Annotated in this window: 21 protein-coding genes; 9 read left to right on the forward strand and 12 right to left on the reverse strand. The window is 45.2% G+C overall.

Translation table 11 applies throughout. The annotated features are described in order from the left end of the window. Positions 1-21 precede the first annotated feature (21 nt). Positions 22-1,203 (forward strand): FMNH2-dependent alkanesulfonate monooxygenase, encoded by a 1,182-nt coding sequence (gene ssuD / locus QUA56_RS08060; RefSeq protein ID WP_333355540.1) that lies wholly within the window; start codon positions 22-24, stop codon positions 1,201-1,203. Then, a complete protein-coding gene (gene ssuC, locus QUA56_RS08065; RefSeq protein ID WP_333355542.1) occupies positions 1,200-1,985 on the forward strand; it encodes an aliphatic sulfonate ABC transporter permease SsuC in 786 nt (261 codons plus the stop codon). The genes ssuD and ssuC overlap by 4 nt, the downstream gene beginning before the upstream one ends. A 372-nt stretch (positions 1,986-2,357) precedes the next feature. On the opposite strand, the gene QUA56_RS08070 is transcribed toward ssuC, so the two are convergent. The 4 genes from QUA56_RS08070 to ssuE all read right to left on the reverse strand — a co-directional run bounded on the left by QUA56_RS08070 (position 2,358) and on the right by ssuE (position 6,353). Continuing rightward, positions 2,358-3,836, reverse strand: coding sequence for an amidase (locus QUA56_RS08070; protein ID WP_333355545.1), 1,479 nt, complete (start codon positions 3,834-3,836; stop codon positions 2,358-2,360). Positions 3,837-4,027: 191 nt separating this feature from the next. Next, positions 4,028-4,570 carry a GrpB family protein gene (locus QUA56_RS08075; RefSeq protein WP_333355546.1) on the reverse strand — a complete coding sequence of 181 codons (543 nt, stop codon included), beginning with the start codon at positions 4,568-4,570 and terminating at the stop codon, positions 4,028-4,030. A 157-nt stretch (positions 4,571-4,727) separates the two neighbouring features. Continuing rightward, complete coding sequence (locus tag QUA56_RS08080) at positions 4,728-5,762, reverse strand: sulfonate ABC transporter substrate-binding protein (RefSeq protein WP_333355549.1); 1,035 nt, start codon at positions 5,760-5,762, stop codon at positions 4,728-4,730. Between the two features lie 33 nt (positions 5,763-5,795). Beyond that, positions 5,796-6,353, reverse strand: coding sequence for an NADPH-dependent FMN reductase (ssuE, locus tag QUA56_RS08085; RefSeq protein ID WP_333355552.1), 558 nt, complete (start codon positions 6,351-6,353; stop codon positions 5,796-5,798). 553 nt (positions 6,354-6,906) lie between these two features. Here ssuE and QUA56_RS08090 point away from each other — a divergent pair. Continuing rightward, positions 6,907-7,725, forward strand: a complete 819-nt coding sequence (locus tag QUA56_RS08090) for an ATP-binding cassette domain-containing protein (RefSeq protein WP_333355555.1) — start codon at positions 6,907-6,909, stop codon at positions 7,723-7,725. A gap of 97 nt (positions 7,726-7,822) precedes the next feature. On the opposite strand, the gene QUA56_RS08095 is transcribed toward QUA56_RS08090, so the two are convergent. From QUA56_RS08095 to QUA56_RS08110, 4 genes are all read right to left on the reverse strand, one after another. Further along, positions 7,823-8,332 carry an N-acetyltransferase gene (locus QUA56_RS08095; protein ID WP_333355557.1) on the reverse strand — a complete coding sequence of 170 codons (510 nt, stop codon included), beginning with the start codon at positions 8,330-8,332 and terminating at the stop codon, positions 7,823-7,825. Between the two features lie 38 nt (positions 8,333-8,370). Next, the gene (locus QUA56_RS08100) at positions 8,371-9,459 is read right to left on the reverse strand and encodes a tetratricopeptide repeat protein (RefSeq protein WP_333355560.1); all 1,089 of its coding nucleotides are present in this window, start codon (positions 9,457-9,459) and stop codon (positions 8,371-8,373) included. Between the two features lie 82 nt (positions 9,460-9,541). Continuing rightward, positions 9,542-9,919, reverse strand: a complete 378-nt coding sequence (locus tag QUA56_RS08105) for a hypothetical protein (protein WP_333355563.1) — start codon at positions 9,917-9,919, stop codon at positions 9,542-9,544. A 26-nt stretch (positions 9,920-9,945) separates the two neighbouring features. Next, positions 9,946-10,239 (reverse strand): hypothetical protein, encoded by a 294-nt coding sequence (locus tag QUA56_RS08110; RefSeq protein ID WP_333355565.1) that lies wholly within the window; start codon positions 10,237-10,239, stop codon positions 9,946-9,948. Between the two features lie 240 nt (positions 10,240-10,479). Here QUA56_RS08110 and QUA56_RS08115 point away from each other — a divergent pair, with 240 nt between their 5' ends. Further along, the gene (locus tag QUA56_RS08115) at positions 10,480-11,412 is read left to right on the forward strand and encodes a LysR family transcriptional regulator (RefSeq protein WP_333355568.1); all 933 of its coding nucleotides are present in this window, start codon (positions 10,480-10,482) and stop codon (positions 11,410-11,412) included. 140 nt (positions 11,413-11,552) lie between these two features. Here QUA56_RS08115 and QUA56_RS08120 read toward each other — a convergent pair whose 3' ends face one another. The 3 genes from QUA56_RS08120 to ispD all read right to left on the reverse strand — a co-directional run bounded on the left by QUA56_RS08120 (position 11,553) and on the right by ispD (position 13,670). Further along, positions 11,553-11,882 carry a hypothetical protein gene (locus QUA56_RS08120; RefSeq protein ID WP_333355571.1) on the reverse strand — a complete coding sequence of 110 codons (330 nt, stop codon included), beginning with the start codon at positions 11,880-11,882 and terminating at the stop codon, positions 11,553-11,555. Positions 11,883-11,887: 5 nt separating this feature from the next. Continuing rightward, the gene (locus QUA56_RS08125) at positions 11,888-12,550 is read right to left on the reverse strand and encodes a Uma2 family endonuclease (protein WP_333355574.1); all 663 of its coding nucleotides are present in this window, start codon (positions 12,548-12,550) and stop codon (positions 11,888-11,890) included. A gap of 427 nt (positions 12,551-12,977) precedes the next feature. Continuing rightward, positions 12,978-13,670: a 2-C-methyl-D-erythritol 4-phosphate cytidylyltransferase gene (gene ispD / locus QUA56_RS08130; RefSeq protein WP_333355576.1), complete on the reverse strand. Its 693-nt coding sequence runs from the start codon at positions 13,668-13,670 to the stop codon at positions 12,978-12,980. A 172-nt stretch (positions 13,671-13,842) separates the two neighbouring features. On the opposite strand from ispD, the gene QUA56_RS08135 reads away from it, so the two are divergent. After that, a complete protein-coding gene (locus QUA56_RS08135; protein ID WP_333355603.1) occupies positions 13,843-14,805 on the forward strand; it encodes a glycosyltransferase family 9 protein in 963 nt (320 codons plus the stop codon). Positions 14,806-14,906: 101 nt separating this feature from the next. Here QUA56_RS08135 and QUA56_RS08140 read toward each other — a convergent pair whose 3' ends face one another. Next, positions 14,907-15,269: a TRADD-N-associated membrane domain-containing protein gene (locus tag QUA56_RS08140; RefSeq protein ID WP_333355579.1), complete on the reverse strand. Its 363-nt coding sequence runs from the start codon at positions 15,267-15,269 to the stop codon at positions 14,907-14,909. A gap of 191 nt (positions 15,270-15,460) precedes the next feature. Here QUA56_RS08140 and QUA56_RS08145 point away from each other — a divergent pair, with 191 nt between their 5' ends. The 4 genes from QUA56_RS08145 to QUA56_RS08160 are packed head-to-tail and all read left to right on the forward strand — an operon-like array spanning position 15,461 to position 20,792. Beyond that, a complete protein-coding gene (locus tag QUA56_RS08145; protein WP_333355582.1) occupies positions 15,461-15,775 on the forward strand; it encodes a hypothetical protein in 315 nt (104 codons plus the stop codon). Positions 15,776-15,809: 34 nt separating this feature from the next. Further along, complete coding sequence (locus tag QUA56_RS08150) at positions 15,810-17,186, forward strand: NACHT domain-containing protein (RefSeq protein WP_333355585.1); 1,377 nt, start codon at positions 15,810-15,812, stop codon at positions 17,184-17,186. A 1-nt stretch (position 17,187) separates the two neighbouring features. Then, on the forward strand, positions 17,188-19,668 hold the full coding sequence (locus QUA56_RS08155; protein ID WP_333355587.1) for a beta-propeller domain-containing protein: 2,481 nt from the start codon (positions 17,188-17,190) through the stop codon (positions 19,666-19,668). Further along, complete coding sequence (locus tag QUA56_RS08160; RefSeq protein ID WP_333355589.1) at positions 19,665-20,792, forward strand: ATP-binding protein; 1,128 nt, start codon at positions 19,665-19,667, stop codon at positions 20,790-20,792. Before QUA56_RS08155 ends, QUA56_RS08160 begins: the two co-directional genes overlap by 4 nt. The last annotated feature ends 159 nt before the right edge of the window (positions 20,793-20,951 follow it).

Consider the following 20,951-nt stretch of genomic DNA (forward strand, 5'->3'; position numbering starts at 1 on the left):
TAATCAGGGAGAATACGGAAAATGGAATTATTTTGGTTTATCCCAACTCACGGAGACGGACGCTATTTAGCTTCAGGTATTGGAGGGAGATCGGGCAGCTTTTCCTACTTAAAGCAAATCGCCCAAGCCGTTGACCATTTAGGATTTACGGGCGCTCTACTTCCCACGGGGCGATCTTGCGAAGACGCATGGGTAGTGGCTTCATCCCTAATGGCTGTTACAGAAAAAATGCGTTTTTTAGTCGCAATTCGTCCGGGGTTAATGTCTCCTGGGGTAGCAGCACGGATGGCAGCAACCTTTGATAGATTATCTGATGGACGGTTGCTGATTAATGTGGTGACAGGCGGCGATCCGGTGGAATTAGCTGGAGATGGAGTGCATCTCAGTCACGACGCACGTTATGAATTGACGGATGAATTCTTGACAGTTTGGAGAGGGATGCTTGAAGGTAGTAACTCGACTAACGTCCGAGAGCAAGAAGTCAATTTTAGCGGTGAATATCTCCAAGTTAAGGGCGGGAAAGTTCTGTTTCCACCTGTACAAACTCCTTATCCTCCGTTATGGTTTGGCGGTTCATCGCCGATCGCACAACAAATTGCGGCTAAGCACATTGATGTTTATCTTACTTGGGGAGAACCGCCGCAACAAGTGGCAAAAAAAATTGAAGCTGTGAAAAAATTAGCAGCAGAACAGGGTAGAACTTTGCGGTTTGGGATTCGCCTTCATGTGATTGTGCGCGAAACTGAAGGTGAAGCTTGGGACGATGCAAATCGATTGATTAAATATGTCGATGAAGATGCGATCGCAGCCGCCCAAAAAGCTTATGCCAGAATGGACTCTGAAGGGCAAAAACGGATGACGGAACTGCACACAGGCAGCCGCGAAGCTCTGGAAATTAGCCCCAATCTGTGGGCGGGAATTGGGTTAGTAAGAGGCGGTGCCGGTACTGCTTTAGTGGGAGATCCCGATACCGTTGTTGCACGAATGTTGGAATATTCGGAGTTGGGGATTGAAACTTTCATTTTCTCCGGTTATCCCCACTTGGAAGAAGCCTATCGAGTGGCTGAATTGCTATTCCCTCGCTTACCCTTGAAAAACCAACCGGCTGTAAATCAACCGCAAATGTTTAGTCCTTTTGGCGAAATTGTTGCCAACGAAAAGTTTCCTGCACAAAAACAAGTTGTTTCTCCCAGCGCATCATGAACATAAAATTGCTCAAAAACCCCCATTTTCAGCAGATAATTCCTTGGATTGTACCGATTTCGCTACTTGTTAGCTGGCAACTTTTAGTGCAGGTGGGTTGGCTTTCCACAAGGGTTTTACCCGCACCAACAGGTGTTTTAAGCGCAGGAATTAGATTGGCAATTACGGGGGAACTATTTCACCATATCGGAATTAGTGCTTGGCGTGCCGTCGTTGGTTTCATCATCGGTGGAGGAATTGGTTTGACTCTAGGTTTCCTCAATGGTCTTTTTCCTATCGCCGAAAAGTTGTTGGATACTTCTGTACAAATGGTTCGCAATGTTCCTCACCTCGCCTTAATTCCGCTGGTGATTTTGTGGTTTGGAATTGGCGATCTAGCGCGATTATTTTTGGTGTCTTTGGGTGTATTTTTCCCAATGTATATCAATACATTTCATGGCATTCGTAGCATTGATGCCGGATTGATTGAAATGGGAAAAGTCTATGGCTTGAATTCCACGTCTCTTTTGTGGCAAATTATTCTGCCTGGGGCCTTGCCTTCAATTTTAGTAGGCGTGCGATATTCGTTGGGCATTATGTGGCTGACGCTGATTGTTGCAGAAACAATTGCTGCGGATTCTGGTATCGGTTATATGGCAATGAATGCTCGCGAGTTTATGCAAACTGATGTTGTAGTTTTGAGCATTATCATGTATGCTTTGTTGGGTAAGTTTGCAGATGCGATCGCCAGGAAGTTAGAAGAGAAATGGCTTGCTTGGCATCCCAATTATCAGCCAGCTTAGCTATAAAAAAGCAAGAGTAAGAAATAGGACTTACGCAGTCGATCCCCCAAACTTCCTTAAAAGGTGGCTATTACCCGTTTGTCGATCGCTCCGATCCGACAGGGGTTAAAACCCCTGTCTCAAAGCAAAAGTCCTCTCAAAGAGGACTATGATTCAATACGGTTCAGTTAAGAAGAATCTGACTTCTAAAAGATGCCTGTATTTCCCCTAAAATCGTAAGGTTAAATTCGTCGGAGAGCGTTAACTGAACCGTATTGGACTATGAAACGTTCCCGCTCACCGGATGTAGACAACTTTTGCATCCCAACCATAGGTTACATTTATTCCGGTGCAGCGGGGTTGTTATGCGGGGTTTCTGCAAATGATAATGGTTCAATACTCAGAAGGGCGTTGAAATCCACCAACGACTCGATCGATGTCCTGAGCGATCGCCAATAACTCCATTTCCTGCCATCGCTTCCCAACTATCTGCATCCCGATTGGCAAGCCATTTTGAGTTTTTCCAATGGGAATAACTACCGCTGGATGCCCCGTGAGATTAAATGGCACGACATAAGCACCCGATGCCATAGAATACGGTACACTGCGATTATCCACTTGAATTGCTGTGCCGCGTTCCCGATGGGTAAATGCGGAAGTCATGGCTACAGGGCAAAGCCAAGCATCCCATTGAGCCAGGGCTTCATCCATCTGAGCGATAAAGGAATCTCGCTCTGTTAGTGTTTCAAAATAGCCTTTTAGGGTTGGGTTTAAGGAGATAGGCAAACCGATGCTAGGGAGATTACCAAGCTTGCGAAAATTGCGATCGCCTTGCATACCATCACGAAATAAAAAAGATAGATTCTTCCAGATATCACTCACCGATAGCGATTGGGCATAGATCAAGTTGTAGGCTGCAAGCTTGTAGTAGGTTTGCCATGCGGCAAGAAAATCAAAATTGGGAACCCACTTTTTCACAGTTACTCCTGCTTCCGTCAGCTTTGTTGCAACAGACTGGATGGCTGATTTAATCTCTCCAGCAACAGGATAGAATGACCATTCATCTGACCAAGCGATCTGCCGAGTTTGAAGTAATCGATCGGAAGGTCGATCGAGCGGGACAGGAGGAATGTCTGGTTGAGCAATATCAGCGCCCGCAATGAGTTGCAGACAAAGGGATAAGTCTTCAATTGAACGTGCTAGCCCACCGACTGTCAGCATTTGACGCATACAGTGAGGTGCGCCAGGAACTTCGGGGATGTGTCCGGTAGTTGGAACACGACGATCGGTTGGTTTGAAGCCGTAAATACCGCAAAAATGAGCAGGTTGACGAATTGACCCACCAAAATCAGAACAGAGATCGAGCGGAGATAAACCTGCTGCGATCGCTGCTGCACCACCACTAGAAGTACCACCAGGCGTATAGTCGAGATTCCAAGGATTATTTACGCGAGGAAAGACATCATTGAGTCCCTGATACCCGCCTGCCAAATCGCCCACATTCGTTTTCCCAATCACAATCGCACCTGCTGAACGAAGACGCTTGACAACAGTTGCATCGTGTTGTGGAATGTAGTTTTTAAGCGCTGTTGATCCTGCTGTTGTTCGTAGCCCAGACGTTTCAAATAAATCTTTAATGGTAATCGGAACGCCATGTAAAGCACCCCAATTTTCTCCTCGAAGTAATGCTTCATCAGCTTGCTCGGCTTTATTCCGAGCATTGCTTTCGTCCAGGGTACAAATTGCATTCAGGTTCGAGTTGTGTTTGGCAATTTGAACAAGATGAGCGTCAAGAACTTCAACCGCAGAAACTTGGCGATCGCGGATCATCTGGGCAAGTTGACAAGCTGAGGCAAAAACAAGATCGCTCATGGCTGTGTTGCATTTGAGAAGGCTAACTTCTGCGTATTTACAAACAGCACCAACTTAACATTAAACGCCTCGCCGACATCCTTGATGACAGTCCCAACCGATAGCCTAAGCCGCATAACGACCGTGTTCAGCGGTGGCAAGAGTCTTCGAGTCATCACTTGAGTGTCTCCGCCATCCGCTGCAAGCCCTGGTTAGGTTGCTGGCTGCTGAACTGTTTGTAGTGTGCGCCATTGTACTGCTTTCATATCCATTTCTTTAATGAATCCATCTTTTCCATCCATATACCCATCGATATTAGTGGAATATTCTCTTGCTAACCTGCGCTTTAATTCGCTATATCTCTGCGCGTCTTCAGGATGTTCAATCATGTAATCCCGAAATGCTAAATGACGCTTTACCTGCTCTGAAGTAACCTTGAAGGCATGAATATGATGTGTTCTGACCCCTTCTTGATTATCTTTACGAAAGTATCGACGACCAGGAATTCCAAACTCACCCATTACTTCGTAGCCAAGTGATTCCATTGATGAACTCTGCCCATCCACTTTAATAATGTCTTTGACCTCAACTAAAAGGTCGATAATGGGCTTTGCATAGATGCCTTGAATAGCTGTACTTCCAATGTGGTGGACGTTGACAACATTTTCGCCCAGTGCATCGGCGACAGACTTCGATTCGACATCAAATACATCTCGCCACTTCGGGTTATGTGGGACAACTTCTACTTTCCTCATGGCTTAAGCCTCTCACAGATAACTTGCAATCTACCACCCCCACCGATAACTCAAGCAACCTAACTATTATTAGACGGAAACTTTACGCCTAAGATCCCGCAGTGGGTGAATAGGCAGAATTATTCAGCATAACACCCCGAATGAGGATCTGAGATTTTTAACTACCTGGTTTCCAAACTACTTCTTCAACTTTGAGCTGCTTGGGAATTAAGCCAAGTTCAAAAAAAGTATCGGCTATTTCCTGTTGCTCGGCAACCATATCAGCTTGGATCGGTTCAAATCCATAACTCCGCCGTCGAGTTACTACATCTAAGATAGAAACATCAATTTTGAGAATGGGTGCGAGAATCTTGGTTACTTCTGCGGGATTCGCATCAGCCCAAGTCGCTACTGCTTGAGTTTCTTCTCTAATTGCCTCAATGATTTTGAGATTCGGCTGAGCAAATGACTGATTAGCTAAGTAAAAATCGCGGTTAGCTGCTAGTCCTTTACTATCTTTAACCACACGCACATCTATTTGTGCTTGAGCTGCTGCATAAAACGGGTCCCAAATCACCCAAGCATCTACTTTACCTTGTTGAAATGCAGCTCTGGCATCGGCTGGTGTCAGGTTGGCAGGCTCAATATCAGTCCATTTTATCCCTGCGGATTTCAGTGCTTTTGCTAATAGGTAATTGGCGCTTGAACCTTTGGTAAAAGCTACTTTCTTACCCCGCAAATCTGCAAGGGTTTGAATTGGTGAATTAGCAGAAACTAAGATACCTGAACTGCGGTCTTTGGGGGCGCTACCACCAATGTATAGCATAGGTGCGTTAGCAGCTTGGGCAAAGACTGGAGGAGCGTCTCCGGTGCGGGCGATGTCGATGCTACCGACGTTTAATGCTTCCAACATCGGCGGGCCTGACTGAAATTCTTTCCACTCAACGGATATGCCAAGAGGCTGCAAGCGTTTCTCTAAGCCGCCTTTAGCTTTGACTAGGGTGAAGGGGTCTAATTTCTGATGGCCGATGCGGACTACCTGAGCTTGAGTTGCTGCGGGGGAAGCGGCGGGGCTTGCAGATGTGGTAGGGGTGGGAGTATTGTTACAGGCGACGATCGCCCAATTCAAGCAAATTCCCAATAGAAATAGCACTGCTAGGGAAAGGTGCGATCGCCATAATTTAGCCAGAAATGAAATCACTCTTTTGAGCATAAACAATAATATTGTTTGTTGCTAATTTTTCGATCAGAGACTTCCAACTAATTCGGGTTTGCCAGTTTGTAACGCACCAACAAATTCTTGCAATTGCGATCGCAGTCTTTGTTCTGTTTCCTCTTCAAGTTCTACGCTGGTTTCGTCATAACTTTTGATCTGGGTGTCTAAAACATAGACACCAGACAATATCTGACTAGCGCCCAATTCAGATAAGACTGGTTTGAGGGCGTAATTAATTGCTAATAAGTGACCGAGTGTACCTCCTGTGGCAATGGGGAGAATAACTTTGCCAGCTAAACTATTTTGCGGTAGCAAATCTAAGTAAGCCTTGAGTACGCCCGTGTAGGCTGCTTTGTAAACAGGTGTGGCGATGATTATGCCGTTGGCTGCTACTACTAGATCGTTGACTGCTTTTAAGTCTGGACTCGCAAATTGTCCGTAAATTAATACCTCTGGCGGGAGATCGCGGACGTTGATCGAGGCCGTACTCAGTCCCTCTTTCTCGACAGCGCGGCGGGCGTATTCCAGCACTGCAAAAGAGCGGGATGGATGAGACGGGCTACCTGCGATCGCAACAACATTAGGCATTTAATAGTCCTCCTATTTTTGACTCATTTAAAATTGAACGATTCACGGTATCGCTACTAACCACAGTAAATCTATAGACTTACCGTATTTTATAGATAGTAAGCTAGCACGGTCAATTTTAAAAAGCAAGTAAGTTGAGATGTAAAATTTGATAACTCTTATACAATTTTTGTGCGATCGCGAATCTCGACGGGAATCAACAGTCCGGTTTGTCTCCTAAATACAGCAGAACTCCACCGAACTCAACAGCATAAAGTTTACAGGAAAGGGGTTTGCTCGTTCTTAACAATTATTTATCAAAGCCGCAGAAGTTGGGCGAAAAATTATCTTGCTTTTTGTAGATACCTATGCAATAATCTTGTTTAATCATAAACTACTGTAATTTGACTGATTTACCGTAGATTAAATCTAGAAATGCTAATCTGCTATTCACCAGCACCGATGAATAGGAGACGAATTGGCATTTGCTCAACAGCCACCTTTGAAAGTAAAAAAGGTTAACCGTTAACTTTTTTCAGTCTGTGGCATAGATCGGGATATGGAGGTTTTTATAATGGAATCAGCACTCTCAGGAATGCGCTTAGAGTTAGTAAAAGTCCAGAAATCATTTGGAAACGTAGAAATTTTGCGGGACATTAACATAGAAATAAATCCCGGAGAATTTGTCGCAATTGTGGGTCGCAGCGGATGTGGCAAAAGTACCTTGCTGCGCTTAATTGCCGGACTAGAAATTCCCAGTCAAGGGGCTGTCTTTCTAGACAGAAAAACCTCTAAAAAACTTAACTCTAAAGTAACAATGATGTTTCAGGATGCACGGCTGCTACCTTGGCAAAAGGTGCTGGCAAATGTGCAATTAGGGTTAGTAAATGCTAAAGAAAACACGCGCTACAAAGCGATGCAAGTCCTTCACGCGGTAGGGCTTGGCGATCGCGCCAACGATTGGCCGGCGGTACTCTCCGGCGGTCAAAAGCAGAGAGTTTCTTTAGCAAGAGCCCTTGCCTGCGAACCTGATTTACTGCTGCTTGATGAACCTCTCGGCGCGTTGGACGCTTTGACTCGCATTGAAATGCAGCAATTGTTAGAAAATTTGTGGCAAGAAAAAGGATTTACCGCGCTACTGATCACTCACGATGTGGAAGAAGCTGTGGTATTAGCTGATAGAGTTATTTTAATAGAAAACGGTCAGATTGCAATGGACTGTTCTATTGATATGCCACGACCTAGACAGAGAGGAAATGCTGTATTTGCGGCGAAAGTAGAAGCGATTTTGCAGCGCGTTATGGGTCAAAAAGAAAGTAGCAAAGATGCAGAGAAATTTGCAATAGGTAGGTACAAAAAACCCAACTATGTAAAGATAAGTAAATACGGATAACGGATCTACCAAGGTAACTCAGATATGGGCGCTCGTTTAAGAATATTTCTGACTCGCGAGCTCTTCCTCAGCGAATCCGATGCACCCGGATTTGATATCACTCGCATAGACTAAACTCCGATCGATACTTCACCGTTCCGCTGCAATCCTGCAAAGCTCCACTTTCTAACTCCAACAGCATAAAAGCCTCATCGGGTACATCGTATTCACATTTCAAGCTCTTTTTACTAGCAGGAATGAACCCAAAACGCGGATAGAAATCTGGATGACCAAGCACAACCACGGCCTGAAATCCCGATCGCGCACATTCTTTTAAACCCTCGCGGATCAGCAGCGATGCTATACCTTGTCGCTGATAGTCGGGAAGAACTGCGACTGGCGCCAACCCCAGAATCGACAAATTGCTAGAACATTTTCCTTCGACGACAACCGGACTGAAGAAAATGTGTCCGACAATGCGATCGGATTGCACGGCAACGAATGAAAATGTAGATGGAATTTCCCGCAGTCGATCGACTAGATTTGCCTCATTTTCTCGCTCGAATGCCGCAATATTAACTTGGCGAACGGCCTCTACATCTTCTGGCTTTTCGGTACGAATATCCATAGGTTACATTGATTGATTGTTGTTCTGACTAACAGCCATTATTGCGGCACAAGCTGACTGGAAGACAATCGCTTAATCCCCTCCATCGCCGTAGTTTCTCCTATTTGATCGCCGCCCTCGCGAGCAATTTTCAAAGCTCGCTCGTAGGATTCGAGAGCTTTGCCATATTGAGCGAGACTTTCATAAATCGCGCCCATATTGTTGAGCAAGCGTCCGATACTTGTCTTGTCGCCGATTGCTTCTAACATTGGTATCGCTTGCTGAAAATAGATCAGCGCTTGAGTATCTTTGCCGAGTTTGCGAGAGGTAAGTGCCATGTTGTTGAGGAGGCGGCCGACGCCAGCCCTATCTCCGATTTCCCGGCGAATTGCTAAAGCTTGGTGGTAAAATTCCATCGCTCTATTAAAGTCGCCGATGTTGTAGTAGACGCCGCCCATGTTATTGAGGGTACGGCCTAAATCGCGCCGATCGCCCGAAACATTGCGAATCGTGCGCGCTTGCTGGTAAAATTCGATCGCCTTGGCGTAATTGACCTGTTCTGCGTACACGGCCGCGATGTTGTGGAGAGATTCTCCAATTTCAATTTGGTCGTTGGCAGTTTTGGCAAGTTCCAAAGCTTCTTGGTGCAGTTTCATCGCTTCGGAAAAATTGTCCGCAATCCGGTTGACGAAACCGATGAGATTGAGAGTGCGCGCGATACGCGGCCCCAAGCCGATTTCTCGGTGAATGACTAAAGCTTGCTGCAAAACTTCCAAAGCTTTGGGCCTCGAACCCATTTCAGCATAAACTTCCCCCATATTGTTGAGGGTTTCTCCGATTCCCGGTTTGTCGCCTAGTTGCTTGCGAATTGCCAAAACTTGCTCAAAAGTCTCGATTGCTTCTCGAAACAAACCCTCGCGATGCTGTTTTACTCCTGTTTCAAAGAGTTTGTCTGCTTGCGTTTTGGGGTCAGTTGCCTGGGCGAGTGAAGCGAAGCTATCCCGTAGGGAACCGCTCGCTTGGGCGCGCCTAGCATTTATAATTGGGGCATAAGCCAGAGCGTCTGAAATTGCCAGCAAGCTGAGTGCGGGCGATAAGACAATACTTATAGCTGTGAGATAGCTGAAGTGGTAAGAGCGGCAGTGCACCGATCGAGTCCTCCAAGAGCCAAGTTATAACTATTAAGATAGAGCTCTTTGGGGTGTTCCTGCCGAATTTTTTTTTCAGTCGCTAGGTTCTAACTGGCTTTTTGTCTTGCGAGACTGCCAGAATTAGCGGCATATTGTTGAGTGCGGAGATGACAGCAAAGTTTTTGCTGGGTGGAAGCGATGCTTTTTCATGGCTTTGCAAAATGATGTCCTGTTTGTCAACCGTGATCCAAGCAGTTCCTGACAAAACTTGAATTTCTCGATGAGTTTGAGGCAATCTGTATACCTCGTTTTGCATCAGCATAATGCGATCCTCTTCGAGGGTTCCGCTAACGGGCGCTGCCAACTCGGAAGATATTTGAAGCATAGCATCTCCTACTTGGTAATTGGGAATTGGTAATTGGGAATTGGTAATTGGGAATTGGTAATTGGGAATTGGTAATCGAAGACTGTATTTCACTTCATTTCCACACCACCGACAATCGACTATTGGCAGTAACGCCGATCGAGCCAAGCGCGCATTTCATCCTCAGTTGCCACACAGGTAGAGCGACCTGTAGCCCGATCGCAACCGTGCCACCAAGTGTTACCATCGCGATCTGAGGTCTGCCAAATTCTCAGGTCGTCCCCGCCAGCGACGGCGGCGAGGAAAAACTGCCAAATTTGATTCATAGCCCAAAAGATCGATCGCCCTTTCTGTTTTTTTGTTGGTAAAGCTCGACCGGCAATCGAAAAAACTTTGATTCGTGGGGTATCGATTGGATTTTTGCAAGTAGACATAGCCAACACCTTCAACTTATAATTTCCACAAAAATTGCACGAATAAAATTACAAAAAACGCTTAAATTCGCAATATTTTTCAGCGCAATTACAGCACACTATTGTTGGCGTGCAAGTCCTGTGAAAGTCAATCTGTTATTTAATAAATTAACCTTAACTCTTTGGTGATTGACAATCAAATCATTGCTTGCATAGATTGTATGAATAAAATAGATAGATTGACGGTCGGGCAAAAAGGCTATGAATGAAATCAATACGCGACGGATGAAACTCTCTCAAATTCAGGCTTTGATAGCAGTTGCAGACTGTGAAAACTTTAGCGGGGCGGCTTTGCAACTGGAACTGTCCCAGTCAGCAGTCAGCCACGCCATCGCATTTTTAGAAACCGAATTGGGAGTGCAACTGTTCCATCGGGGGCGGCACGGTGCTCAATTGACGCCGGTGGGGCAAAGGGTAGTGAGTCACGGGCGTCAAATTGTGCGATCGTTAGAAATGATGGTGAAAGAAGCGGATTTAGAAAAAGGTTTGCAGGGAGGCCAGGTACGGATAGTGACTTTTCGGAGCGTCGCCACTCATATCCTGCCCGGTATAATTGTTAAATTTCGCGATCGCTTTCCCAAAATTGCCGTCAGCATTACCGAAGTTTATTATACCCAAGCTGTGGAAGAAGCTTTGCGATCGGGCAAAGCAGACATCGGCTTTGTTTCCCTTCCCATCTCTCATGAATTTGAAACTCGGGAAATTTTGCGGGACAAATATCTGGTTTTGCTGCCGCCGAATGCACCATGTAAAAGTGCTAAGATTACCTGGGAAGAATTAGCGAACTATCCGCTGATTTTGCAGCCGGCAGAAAATGCTTGTTCGATACCGCTTCGCAAGTATTTGACAACTGGGAAATTTCCCTTAAATATCGCTTACGAACTCAGTGAAGATTCAACTATTGTCAGTATGGTGCTACAAGGTTTGGGTACAGCAATTCTGCCCCGTTTGGCCGCAGAACCGATACCTGCTTCGGTGAAAGTTTGCAGTTTGCCGGCGGATTTTGAGAGAGTAATTGGGGTGGCTGTTTTGAGGGATGCGCTGTTAGTTCCGGCCGTGTTTGCGTTTTTGGATGTAGTTACAAGTGTGATAGAGGTTGAGAGTGAGGGTGAGTTTCCGATTAATCCTTCATGAGAAACCTAAGTCAGTTGTTATTGGTTATTGGTTAGATTGGGATTTTGTTACCGCAGATATCAGCAGATGAACGCGGATGGGATTTTGTTACAGCAGATATCTGCGGTTAAAAAAAGTCGCATAACCAATAGTGCGATCGTTTATTTACTGCTAATGCGCTTAGCAACAAGACTAGAACTGTCGCCTTGGTGGAATTTGATTCGACCGTCTACTGAGTTTTTATCCTTTAATTTGAGCCAACCGCTACCAGATGCAGGATCGTTCTCGTCATTACCTTCCCATGTAAACTCAAATCGCCCATCCTTTCCATCTTTTACGACTTCGCCGTCAATTTCACCTGATACTAAACCGAATTGAAATTCTCCCGAACCTGTCGGTTCAATCTCGATATAGGCTTCAACTTCCATGTCCAAGTAATCACTATCCCACATTTCCATCTCTGCGATCCGCCATTTACCGCTATATTGCATTGCTTTCATCCTCCACTTGTATTAATATTCGTCATCTCTCTCACCCAGTTGCGGAAATTTACCTCCGCTTCTACTTCATCTAGCTGCGCTGCTGCCAAGAATTCGTAGAGCTTTTCCTTGGGCGCGATCGGAAAAGTGGGGCTGACAGATACTTCCAAATACTCATCGTTCTCCAGCTTGTAAATTCGCCATTCTATACCATTGTACCGCCAAAACTCCGGTACTCCCATACTGGCATAGAGAGCTGGCTTATCAATATCGGTATGGGTGATATCTACTTCTACGACTAAATCGGGTGGCGGATCTGTTGCTAAATCTACTGTACGACCGGCGACGAGGGGCTGATTTTGGATGTAATAGGCATTATCTGGTTCTGCGCCGCGATTTAAGTCCGATCGATCGAGGGTTGTCGAACCCATTGTTTTAATCTTCAAACCTAGCTCTACAGCCAAAATAATAATCAGTCGTTCGATTAAGCGTGCCGAAAATTCGTGTTCTTCTAAAGGCATGGTAATTTCTAAAGTCCCTCGATCGAATATCAATTTAGCCGCTCGTTTATCGCCCAAAATCTTGAGCAGTTGTTGGTAGCCCTGCCAAGTAATATTTCTAAACACCACCCGCTGTTCGCCTATGAGTAACGGTGGTGCGATCGGCGCAACAGAAATCATATGTTTACTTCCAGCTATGAGATTTCTAAGATAACATAAGGAACAGGCAAGATGCCCGTTCCACAACTAACAAATTATTGATTGTGGAAGGAACAGGCAAGATGCCTGTTCCACAACTAACAAATTATTGATTGTGGAAGGAACAGGCAAGATGCCCGTTCCACAAATAACAAATTATTGATTGTGGAAGGAACAGGCAAGATGCCTGTTCCACAACTAACAAATTATTGATTGTGGAAGGAACAGGCAAGATGCCTGTTCCACAACTAACAAATTATTGATTGTGGAAGGAACAGGCAAGATGCCTGTTCCACAACTAACAAATTATTGATTGTGGAAGGAACAGGCAAGATGCCTGTTCCACAACTAACAAATTATTGATTGTGGAACGGGCATCTTGCCCGTTCTTAAAAATAGTTAACAAATTCTATTTACTCCGATCTGTTCTCTGCCGCAAAATAAATTCAGCTAGCGCTAAATCAACGGGCGTTGTGACTTTCAAATTCGTCTCTTCCCCCTCCACAATTCGTACTGGTAAACCGCATTTTTCAAACAAAGCCGCATCGTCGGTAACTTCCCAACCTTTTTGTCGCCCTTCTTCGTGACACTGCTTTAACAATTTCACTTCAAATCCTTGGGGAGTCTGGGCTGCCCACAAATTGCGTCTGTCCGGTGTATCTAGCACGATCCTAGACTCGTTCACTACCTTAATCGTATCCTTGACCGGGACGGCGACAATCAAGCCGGGACAGCTCAAGAGAGCCTCTGCAGATCGATCGAACAATTCAGGAGTTGCCAAACATCGGGCGCCGTCGTGAATCAACACTCGATCGGCCGACGGAGGCAAAGCCTGCAAACCGTTGTAAACTGACTCTTGCCTGGTGGCGCCACCTTGAATCAGTTCCACGGGCTTAACCAAAGATAAATCGCTCAGAATTGCTTGAAAATCAGGAAAATCGTCTGGCTGACCCATGATGCCAATCCAGCTAATGTGCTGCGAAGCTTCAGCGGCAGCCAAAGTCCAACTCAGCAAAGGTTTAGAGAGCAAAGTCAGCAGCAGTTTGTTCCGCTGACTCCCCATCCGTCGCCCCGAACCCGCCGCAGGAATTAATAAGTGCATTAACTAACCGTTTTTAACCCAACTAGATATATATAATAAGAGCGTCCTGTACTTTTGAGTCAGTTGTTTAGCTGTCAGCCAGTAGCTTTTAAGGTCTAGAAATACTATAAGCTGATAGTTGAGAGCCGATCTCTGAGAGCTACCTCGATCAATAATAGCCCGATCGTTTATGATGCGAATACTAGCACTTGTCCCTGGCGGGATTGGCGACCAAATTTTATTTTTCCCCACTCTTGATGACCTCAAGCAGTCTTATCCCGACGCGCAAATTGATGTCATCGTGGAACCGAGGGCAAAGGGTGCTTACCGAGTCTGCAAGTCGGTCAAAGAAGTCTTGACGTACAATTTCAAAGACCGCAACGCTATGGCAGATTTGGGCAATTTACTGGGCGTAATTCGCGATCGCGAATACGAAGCAGTTATTTCCCTCGGCCAGCGGTGGACTGTAGGGCTGCTGCTGTGGCTGACCGGCATTCCGCAGAGAGTTGGCTATTCGGGAACCAACGGCGCTCGATTTCTCACCGCTGCCGTACCGCTGAAAACTGAACAGTACGCGGCTTCAATGTACCACGATTTGCTGCAAGGATTTAACATTAACAATCCTTGTCCGGCGATCGCAATTAATGTACCTAAACAGGACATTCAGTGGGCGGAAGCCGAACAGCAGCGGTTGGGCGTAAAAGAAAGCGGTTACATTCTAATTCACGGCGGTTCCAGTCAATTAGCTGTGTCTAAAGGTATTGACAAAATTTACCCTACAGACAACTGGAAGCAAATAATTGAAGACTGTCAGCAGCGGCAGCCGAATTTGCCCGTTGTTGTTGTGAAAGGCCCCGAAGATGCAGATTTCGTGGCCAAGTTAGTCGAGTTATGTCCGAATGTAAAAGTTATCTCGCCGGATGATGTCGGCAAGTTGGCAGCCACTATTGCTGCTGCTAATTTGATGATGTGTACTGACAGTGCGCCGATGCACTTAGCTGTGGCGGTTCAAACTTATACAATAGCTTTGTTTGGCCCGACTGAACCTGCAAAATTGCTGCCAAAGAGCGATCGATTTTTGGGCATTAAATCTCCTACTGGCAAAATGGCAGACATCTCTCCTCAAGAGGTTTTAAAGAAGGTTTGGGGCGGCTAAAAACTAGGATATCTAAGTCAGGACACGGCACTGCCGTGTCCCTACATTTAGGTGGTTTCCAGGCTTTGTTTGGGAACCCATATCTAGAGGCTCTGCCTCGCTTATCGGGGCTTCACAGGAGGCAGAGCCTGGGGACGAGGAATCATTTTCCGTAATTCCTCTTTCGCTCTTCGTTTTTCAACAAGCTCCATCATCTGCTGTAATTCCTTCTTCTTTTGGTTTGCAAACCGAGTGGCGGCAACAGTTGTTACTCCTCCCGCCGCAGTAGTGATAGCACCTTCCTGAGCTTTATTAGCATAAACAAGTCCCACACCTACGAAAGCAAGAATTGCCGATGTACCGATGACGGTAAGGGCGACATTGTAGCTTTGGCGAACTTGTCGCAGCAATTCTTCCAGTATTTCTTCTGCAATGTCGCTATAATCTTCATCAGGTTGCGAGTTGCCGAATAAGTTAAAATTCATAACTGTTTCCTTTCCTAGATACTGATAAGTTTTTGTTTCTACAATTACTCTACCGAAGCAAACAGCGAGACTCAAGGGCAGATAGGGCGAGTTTTAATTTGCGATCTGCCCTAATTTTTGGGGCAGATCGGGCAGGAGATTACAACCTATCTGCCCTAGACAGACAGAAATATTTAAATTAGGATTTACGAATGGGGAATCAGAAACCGGGTTTTTACGAAAATACTTCCCACTCACCCGTAGATTCGGGTAAAAACCCGGTTTCTTTGGTCGGACTGCGTAAGTTTGGACTGTCGGATTTTCCCGAAGTCCGCCAGGGAATGAATTCCCTGGCTAATAGCAAAAGTCGGTTGAAACCGACTAAAATACTAAACTTTAGTCGTCTTCAGACGACTTTCGCTATGAGACAGGGGTTTCAACCCCTGTCGGACTGTCGGACTGTCGGACTGTCGGACTGTCGGACTGTCGGACTGTCGGACTGTCGGACTGTCGAATTATCGAATTAACTGAAAAACTAACAACCATAGGTAACAACCTACTATGCGCGAATCCGATAAAGTTCAATCGAGTGCAACTGGAAAAAGCAAGCTCAGAGAATCATACCAAGAAGCTGGATTGACGATAAAAAAACTCGCGGATAAAACAAATGTTTCCGAGGACACAATTAAGCGCTTACTCGGTACAAAAGACTGCCCCAATGGCGTAGAAAGATGGTCAGTTACCAACATAGCTAAAGCATTAGGAATAGAACCAACAGATATTGTTGACCCAAAAGATTGGAATGCCGAAAATAAGCTGCCGCCAGAGTTTGAATCACTCATAGCAGAAAAAATTAAAACCTTTTGCGGCCGCCAATTTGTTTTTAAGGCTTTTCAGGACTTTATCAAGGAAAACCCTCACGGTTATTTTACAATTATCGGGGATGCGGGAATGGGCAAAAGTTCGATCGTTGCCAAATACGTCTCTGAACATAAATCTCCCTGCTATTTCAATATTATCGTCGAACGTCGCAACAGACCAGAATTGTTTTTGAAGAGCATGCGCCGGCAATTAATTGACCGCTATCAATTGCCAAATTCAGAAGATGCCGATTTACCAACTTTACTGACAAAGGTGGCAGGAAAACTCACTTTGGGCGAACGTTTGGTAATTGCAGTTGATGCACTGGATGAAGTCGAACAAGAAGCGGGAGAAAATCTTTTACATTTACCGACCACTCTGCCAGATCGGGTTTATTTCTTGCTGACGAGGCGACCCTATAACCTCGGCAAAAAGCGGCTTTCCGTATCTCCGGGAGTTCTGGTAAAAGAGTTAGATTTAAGAGACAACAAGTATGTTACTTTTAATCAAGATGATATTAAAGAATATATTCGCTTTGCTCTCAATGCCGATTATGATTATAAATATGGACTGAAAGACTGGATTCAAAACCGCAGCATTTCTGAGAAAAATTTTGTCGAGCAAGTGGCAAATAAGAGCGAAAACAATTTTATGTATTTGCGGTATGTTTTGCCAGCAATTGCTAACGGCGATTACAATGACTTGAGTTTAAAACAACTGCCAGACGGGCTGCAAGAGTATTATCAAAACCATTGGGTGCGGATGGGGATGGAAGCTAAGCCAGGGCAATTGATGGAGATGGTCTTGTATATTTTACTAGAGATTGGCACGCCGATTCCCTGCGAGATGATTGCTGGAATTGCTGAAGTGGATGAATGCGAGGTGGCACAGGTTTTAGAAGATGAGTGGGTTGAGTATTTGAAAAAGCAGAATGTAGACGGAGAAATCTGCTATACCATCTATCATGCTAGTTTCCTTGACTTTCTGAAAGCGAAACGGGAGATGGATTCAAAGCGGAATATTTTTAAGGAAGTAAATCAACGGATTGCTGAATATTTAGAACAGGGGATGGCGTGAGATGAGAGAATTTGCTGACAAATTAGCGGCCAAACCACTTTCCTATCAACGTGCTTATCTGGGCAGCTTACTGCCAAATCATGTCAAGTTAGGTCATTTAGGAAAGTATTATCAAACGCTGACTGATTTTAACTACTTGATGGCAAAGATTCAGCATCCTGAGTTTGGGGTGCAGGCACTGATTGATGATTTTAATTTAGTAGACGATTACGAAGCATTAAATCACTCAGAGTTCAATCCAGAAAAAGTCAAAGTTCTGAACTTGATTCAATCGGTATTTTGGATGTCAGCCGATATTTTGGAGCTAGATAAGACGCAACTCGCAGAGCAATTGTGGGGGCGCTTGGCACACTTAAAAACACCAGAAATAAAAGCCATCCTGGAGGGAGTCCAGCATCAGAAAGCAGTACCTTGGTTGCGTCCTTTCACACCCTGTTTCACTCCCCCCGGCAGCGGAGTTCTACGAACCCTTAAAGGTCACAGCGACTCGGTAAATGTCGTAGCAGTAACTGCTGATGGCAAGCGAGCAATTTCTGGCTCATCTGACACAACCCTTAAAGTCTGGGATTTAACAACTGGAGAGGAACTATTTACTCTCAAAGGTCACAGTGACTCGGTAAATGCAGTAGTCGTTACTACTGATGGCAAACGGGCGATTTCTAGCTCAAAAGACAACAGGATTAAAGGTTGGGATTTAACAACTGAAAAGGCACTGTTTACTTTCAATCTCGAAAGTCATACCAAATTGGTAAATGTAGTAACTGTGACTGCTGATGGTAACCGGGCGATTTTTGCTTCAAGAGATAACACCATTAAAGTTTGGGATTTAACAACTGGAAAGGAACTATTTACTCTCACGGGTCACACCAAATTGATAAATGCAGTAGCGGTCACTGCTGATGGCAAGCGGGCAATTTCTGGTTCATCTGACAAAACTATCAAAATTTGGGATTTAACAACTGGAAATGAACTGTTGACTCTCACAGGTCACAAAAAATCGGTAAAAGTATTAGCCGTAACTGCTGATAGCAATCTGGCAATTTCGGGTTCATTAGATAACACCCTCAAAGTCTGGAATTTAACAACGGGAAATGAACTGTTGACTCTCAAAGGTCACGGAAAATTGGTAAAAGTAGTAGCCGTGACTGCTGATAACAAACGGGTAATTTCTGGCTCATATGATAATACCTTCAAAGTCTGGGATTTAACAACGGGAAATGAACTATTTACTTTCAAAGGTCACAGCGAGTCGGTAAATGCAATAGCCGTAATTCCTGATGGCAAGCGGGCAATTTCGGGTTCATCGGATAACACCCTGAAAGTCTGGAATTTAACCACTGAAAATGAATTGTTTACTCTGACAGGTCACAGCGACTCGGTAAACGCAGTAGCCGTTACTGCTGATGGCAAGCGGGCAATTTCGGGTTCATCGGATAACACCCTCAAAGTCTGGAATTTAACCACTGGAAATCAACTGTTTACTCTCAAATGTCACAGCGACTCGGTAAACACAGTAGCCGTTACTGCTGATGGCAAGCGGGCGATTTCGGGTTCATTGGATAACACCCTCAAAGTCTGGGATTTAACCACTGGAGAGGAACTGTTTACTCTCAAAAGCAATTTGATAAAAGCAGTAGTCGTTACTGCTGATGGCAAACGGGTAATTTCGGGTTCGTGGGACAACACCCTCAAAGTCTGGGATTTAACCACTGGAAATCAACTGTTTACTCTCACAGGTCATAGCGACACGGTAAACGCAGTAGCCGTTACTGCTGATGGCAAACGGATAATTTCTGGTTCGTGGGACAAAACCATTAAAGTCTGGGATTTAACCACTGGAAAGAAACAGTTTACTCTCAAAGGTCACAAAAAATCGGTAAACGCAGTAGCCGTTACTGTTGATGGGAAGCGGGCGATTTCTGGTTCGTGGGACAACACCCTCAAAGTCTGGGATTTAACAAGTCGAAAGGCACTGTTGACTCTGGCAGGTCATAACAAATCAGTAAATGTAGTCGCCGTCAGTGCTGATAGCAAGCGGGCAATTTCTGCTTCATACGATAATACCCTCAAAGTCTGGGATTTAACCACTGGAGAGGAAGAGTTTAGTCTCAAAGGTTACAGCAACTCGGTAAATGCAGTAGCTGTCACCCCCGACGGCAAGCGGGCGATTTCTGGTTCAGATGACAATACCCTCAAAGTCGGGGATTTGTCGAGTGGAAAGGAACTGTTTACTCTCAAAGGTCACAGCGACTCGGTAAAAGCAGTAGCCATCACCCCCGACGGCAAGCAAGCGATTTCTGCTTCATCAGACAACACCCTCAAAGTCTGGGATTTGTCGAATGGAAATATCATTGCTAGTTTCACTGGTGAAAGTTCGATCGCCTCTTGCGCCATTGAACCCGATGGAGTCACAATTGTGGCAGGCGACGAATCCGGCCGCGTATATTTCCTGCGACTAGAAGGGATGGAGGCACTAACATGAATTCCTCACCTCTGTCACCTCCCATCTATACCGCCGCTTACCCAATAGAATTTCAGCAACTCCTGCGAGAAAAAACCGAGAATTTTGTCGGGCGCAAGTTTGTTTTTTCTGCGATTTCCGACTTTCTGGATTCCCACAGCCGCGGTTATTTCACAATTGTCGGCACTCCCGGCTGCGGCAAAAGTTCCATCCTCGCCCAATATGTCACCGCCCATCCTCGCAGTATCTATTACAACGCTGGAGTTGAAGGCAAAAATCGAGCTGAAGATTTTCTCGCTTCTGTCTGCACTCAACTGATTGACAAATACCTTGCCGCCAATGGGGAAACATCCGAAATTGTCAAGCTCAAATCTCAAATTCAAAATCTCGAATCCGAGGATGGGAGTTGGTTTCTGTCTTTGTTGCTTCAGCAAATTAGCGATAAATTAAACGATCGCCAAAAGTTGATAATAGTCATTGATTCTGTAGACGCGATCGCCCGCACGAGTCAACCTCCCAGCACAAATCTGTTCTATCTGCCGAGATATTTGTGCGATCGAACTTATTTTATCCTCGCCCGCCGCCCGTTTTTGAGAGAGAAATCCGGTTTGTTAATTGAAGCGCCCTCTCAAACTCTCGATTTAAGAGATTATCCCGCTCAAAATCGCGAAGATGCCCTGAACTACATTCAGCAATACCGATCGACTGCACCGGATTTAACTCAACCCGAATTCTGCCAACAACTCGCCACTGTCAGCGAAAACAATTTCATGTATCTGAGTCAGATGTTACCTGCCATTACCGAGAATTCACACCCCGATGCTAATCTGGGAGAGCCCTCACTTGTCTCTGAACTTCCTCCCGGTTTAGCAGCGTATTATCAAAACCACTGGCTGCGGATCAGAGGTGATGCTTTATCGGCGATCGAGTTGTCTGTGCTGAATGTTTTGGTAAAATCCACAACAGGTTTGTCTGTAAGTGCGATCGCCAATATAATTGATGAGGATGAATACGATGTTGAAAAAGTGTTAGACAATTGGATAGAGTTCTTAAATAAACAAGAAATAGGAGGAGAAATTTGCTATAGTTTGTATCATGCCAGCTTCCGCGAATGGCTAGGCAAACAATCTATTTTAGAATCATGATGAGGACACGGCAGTGTCCAGTGGAGTCAACTTAACGTTACATCGATAGTCCGACAGGGGTTGAAACCCCTGCCTAAAAGCTAAAGTCCTCCTAAGAAACTCAATCTAACTGTGGAGTTTTAGCAACTAGCTCAAACCCAAAAGACTCAGCAGTTTTCT

The organism is Microcoleus sp. N3A4 (assembly GCF_036701805.1).
Lineage (GTDB): Bacteria > Cyanobacteriota > Cyanobacteriia > Cyanobacteriales > Microcoleaceae > Microcoleus.

What these genes read in the sequence shown, in the direction of transcription:
- ssuD (WP_333355540.1), top strand. Translation starts at nt 22, where the DNA reads ATGGAATTATTTTGGTTTATCCCAACTCACGGAGACGGACGCTATTTA.
- ssuC (WP_333355542.1), top strand. Translation starts at nt 1,200, where the DNA reads ATGAACATAAAATTGCTCAAAAACCCCCATTTTCAGCAGATAATTCCT.
- QUA56_RS08070 (WP_333355545.1), bottom strand. Translation starts at nt 3,836, where the DNA reads ATGAGCGATCTTGTTTTTGCCTCAGCTTGTCAACTTGCCCAGATGATC.
- QUA56_RS08075 (WP_333355546.1), bottom strand. Translation starts at nt 4,570, where the DNA reads ATGAGGAAAGTAGAAGTTGTCCCACATAACCCGAAGTGGCGAGATGTA.
- QUA56_RS08080 (WP_333355549.1), bottom strand. Translation starts at nt 5,762, where the DNA reads ATGCTCAAAAGAGTGATTTCATTTCTGGCTAAATTATGGCGATCGCAC.
- ssuE (WP_333355552.1), bottom strand. Translation starts at nt 6,353, where the DNA reads ATGCCTAATGTTGTTGCGATCGCAGGTAGCCCGTCTCATCCATCCCGC.
- QUA56_RS08090 (WP_333355555.1), top strand. Translation starts at nt 6,907, where the DNA reads ATGGAATCAGCACTCTCAGGAATGCGCTTAGAGTTAGTAAAAGTCCAG.
- QUA56_RS08095 (WP_333355557.1), bottom strand. Translation starts at nt 8,332, where the DNA reads ATGGATATTCGTACCGAAAAGCCAGAAGATGTAGAGGCCGTTCGCCAA.
- QUA56_RS08110 (WP_333355565.1), bottom strand. Translation starts at nt 10,239, where the DNA reads ATGTCTACTTGCAAAAATCCAATCGATACCCCACGAATCAAAGTTTTT.
- QUA56_RS08115 (WP_333355568.1), top strand. Translation starts at nt 10,480, where the DNA reads ATGAATGAAATCAATACGCGACGGATGAAACTCTCTCAAATTCAGGCT.
- QUA56_RS08120 (WP_333355571.1), bottom strand. Translation starts at nt 11,882, where the DNA reads ATGCAATATAGCGGTAAATGGCGGATCGCAGAGATGGAAATGTGGGAT.
- QUA56_RS08125 (WP_333355574.1), bottom strand. Translation starts at nt 12,550, where the DNA reads ATGATTTCTGTTGCGCCGATCGCACCACCGTTACTCATAGGCGAACAG.
- ispD (WP_333355576.1), bottom strand. Translation starts at nt 13,670, where the DNA reads ATGCACTTATTAATTCCTGCGGCGGGTTCGGGGCGACGGATGGGGAGT.
- QUA56_RS08135 (WP_333355603.1), top strand. Translation starts at nt 13,843, where the DNA reads ATGCGAATACTAGCACTTGTCCCTGGCGGGATTGGCGACCAAATTTTA.
- QUA56_RS08140 (WP_333355579.1), bottom strand. Translation starts at nt 15,269, where the DNA reads ATGAATTTTAACTTATTCGGCAACTCGCAACCTGATGAAGATTATAGC.
- QUA56_RS08145 (WP_333355582.1), top strand. Translation starts at nt 15,461, where the DNA reads ATGGGGAATCAGAAACCGGGTTTTTACGAAAATACTTCCCACTCACCC.
- QUA56_RS08150 (WP_333355585.1), top strand. Translation starts at nt 15,810, where the DNA reads ATGCGCGAATCCGATAAAGTTCAATCGAGTGCAACTGGAAAAAGCAAG.
- QUA56_RS08155 (WP_333355587.1), top strand. Translation starts at nt 17,188, where the DNA reads ATGAGAGAATTTGCTGACAAATTAGCGGCCAAACCACTTTCCTATCAA.
- QUA56_RS08160 (WP_333355589.1), top strand. Translation starts at nt 19,665, where the DNA reads ATGAATTCCTCACCTCTGTCACCTCCCATCTATACCGCCGCTTACCCA.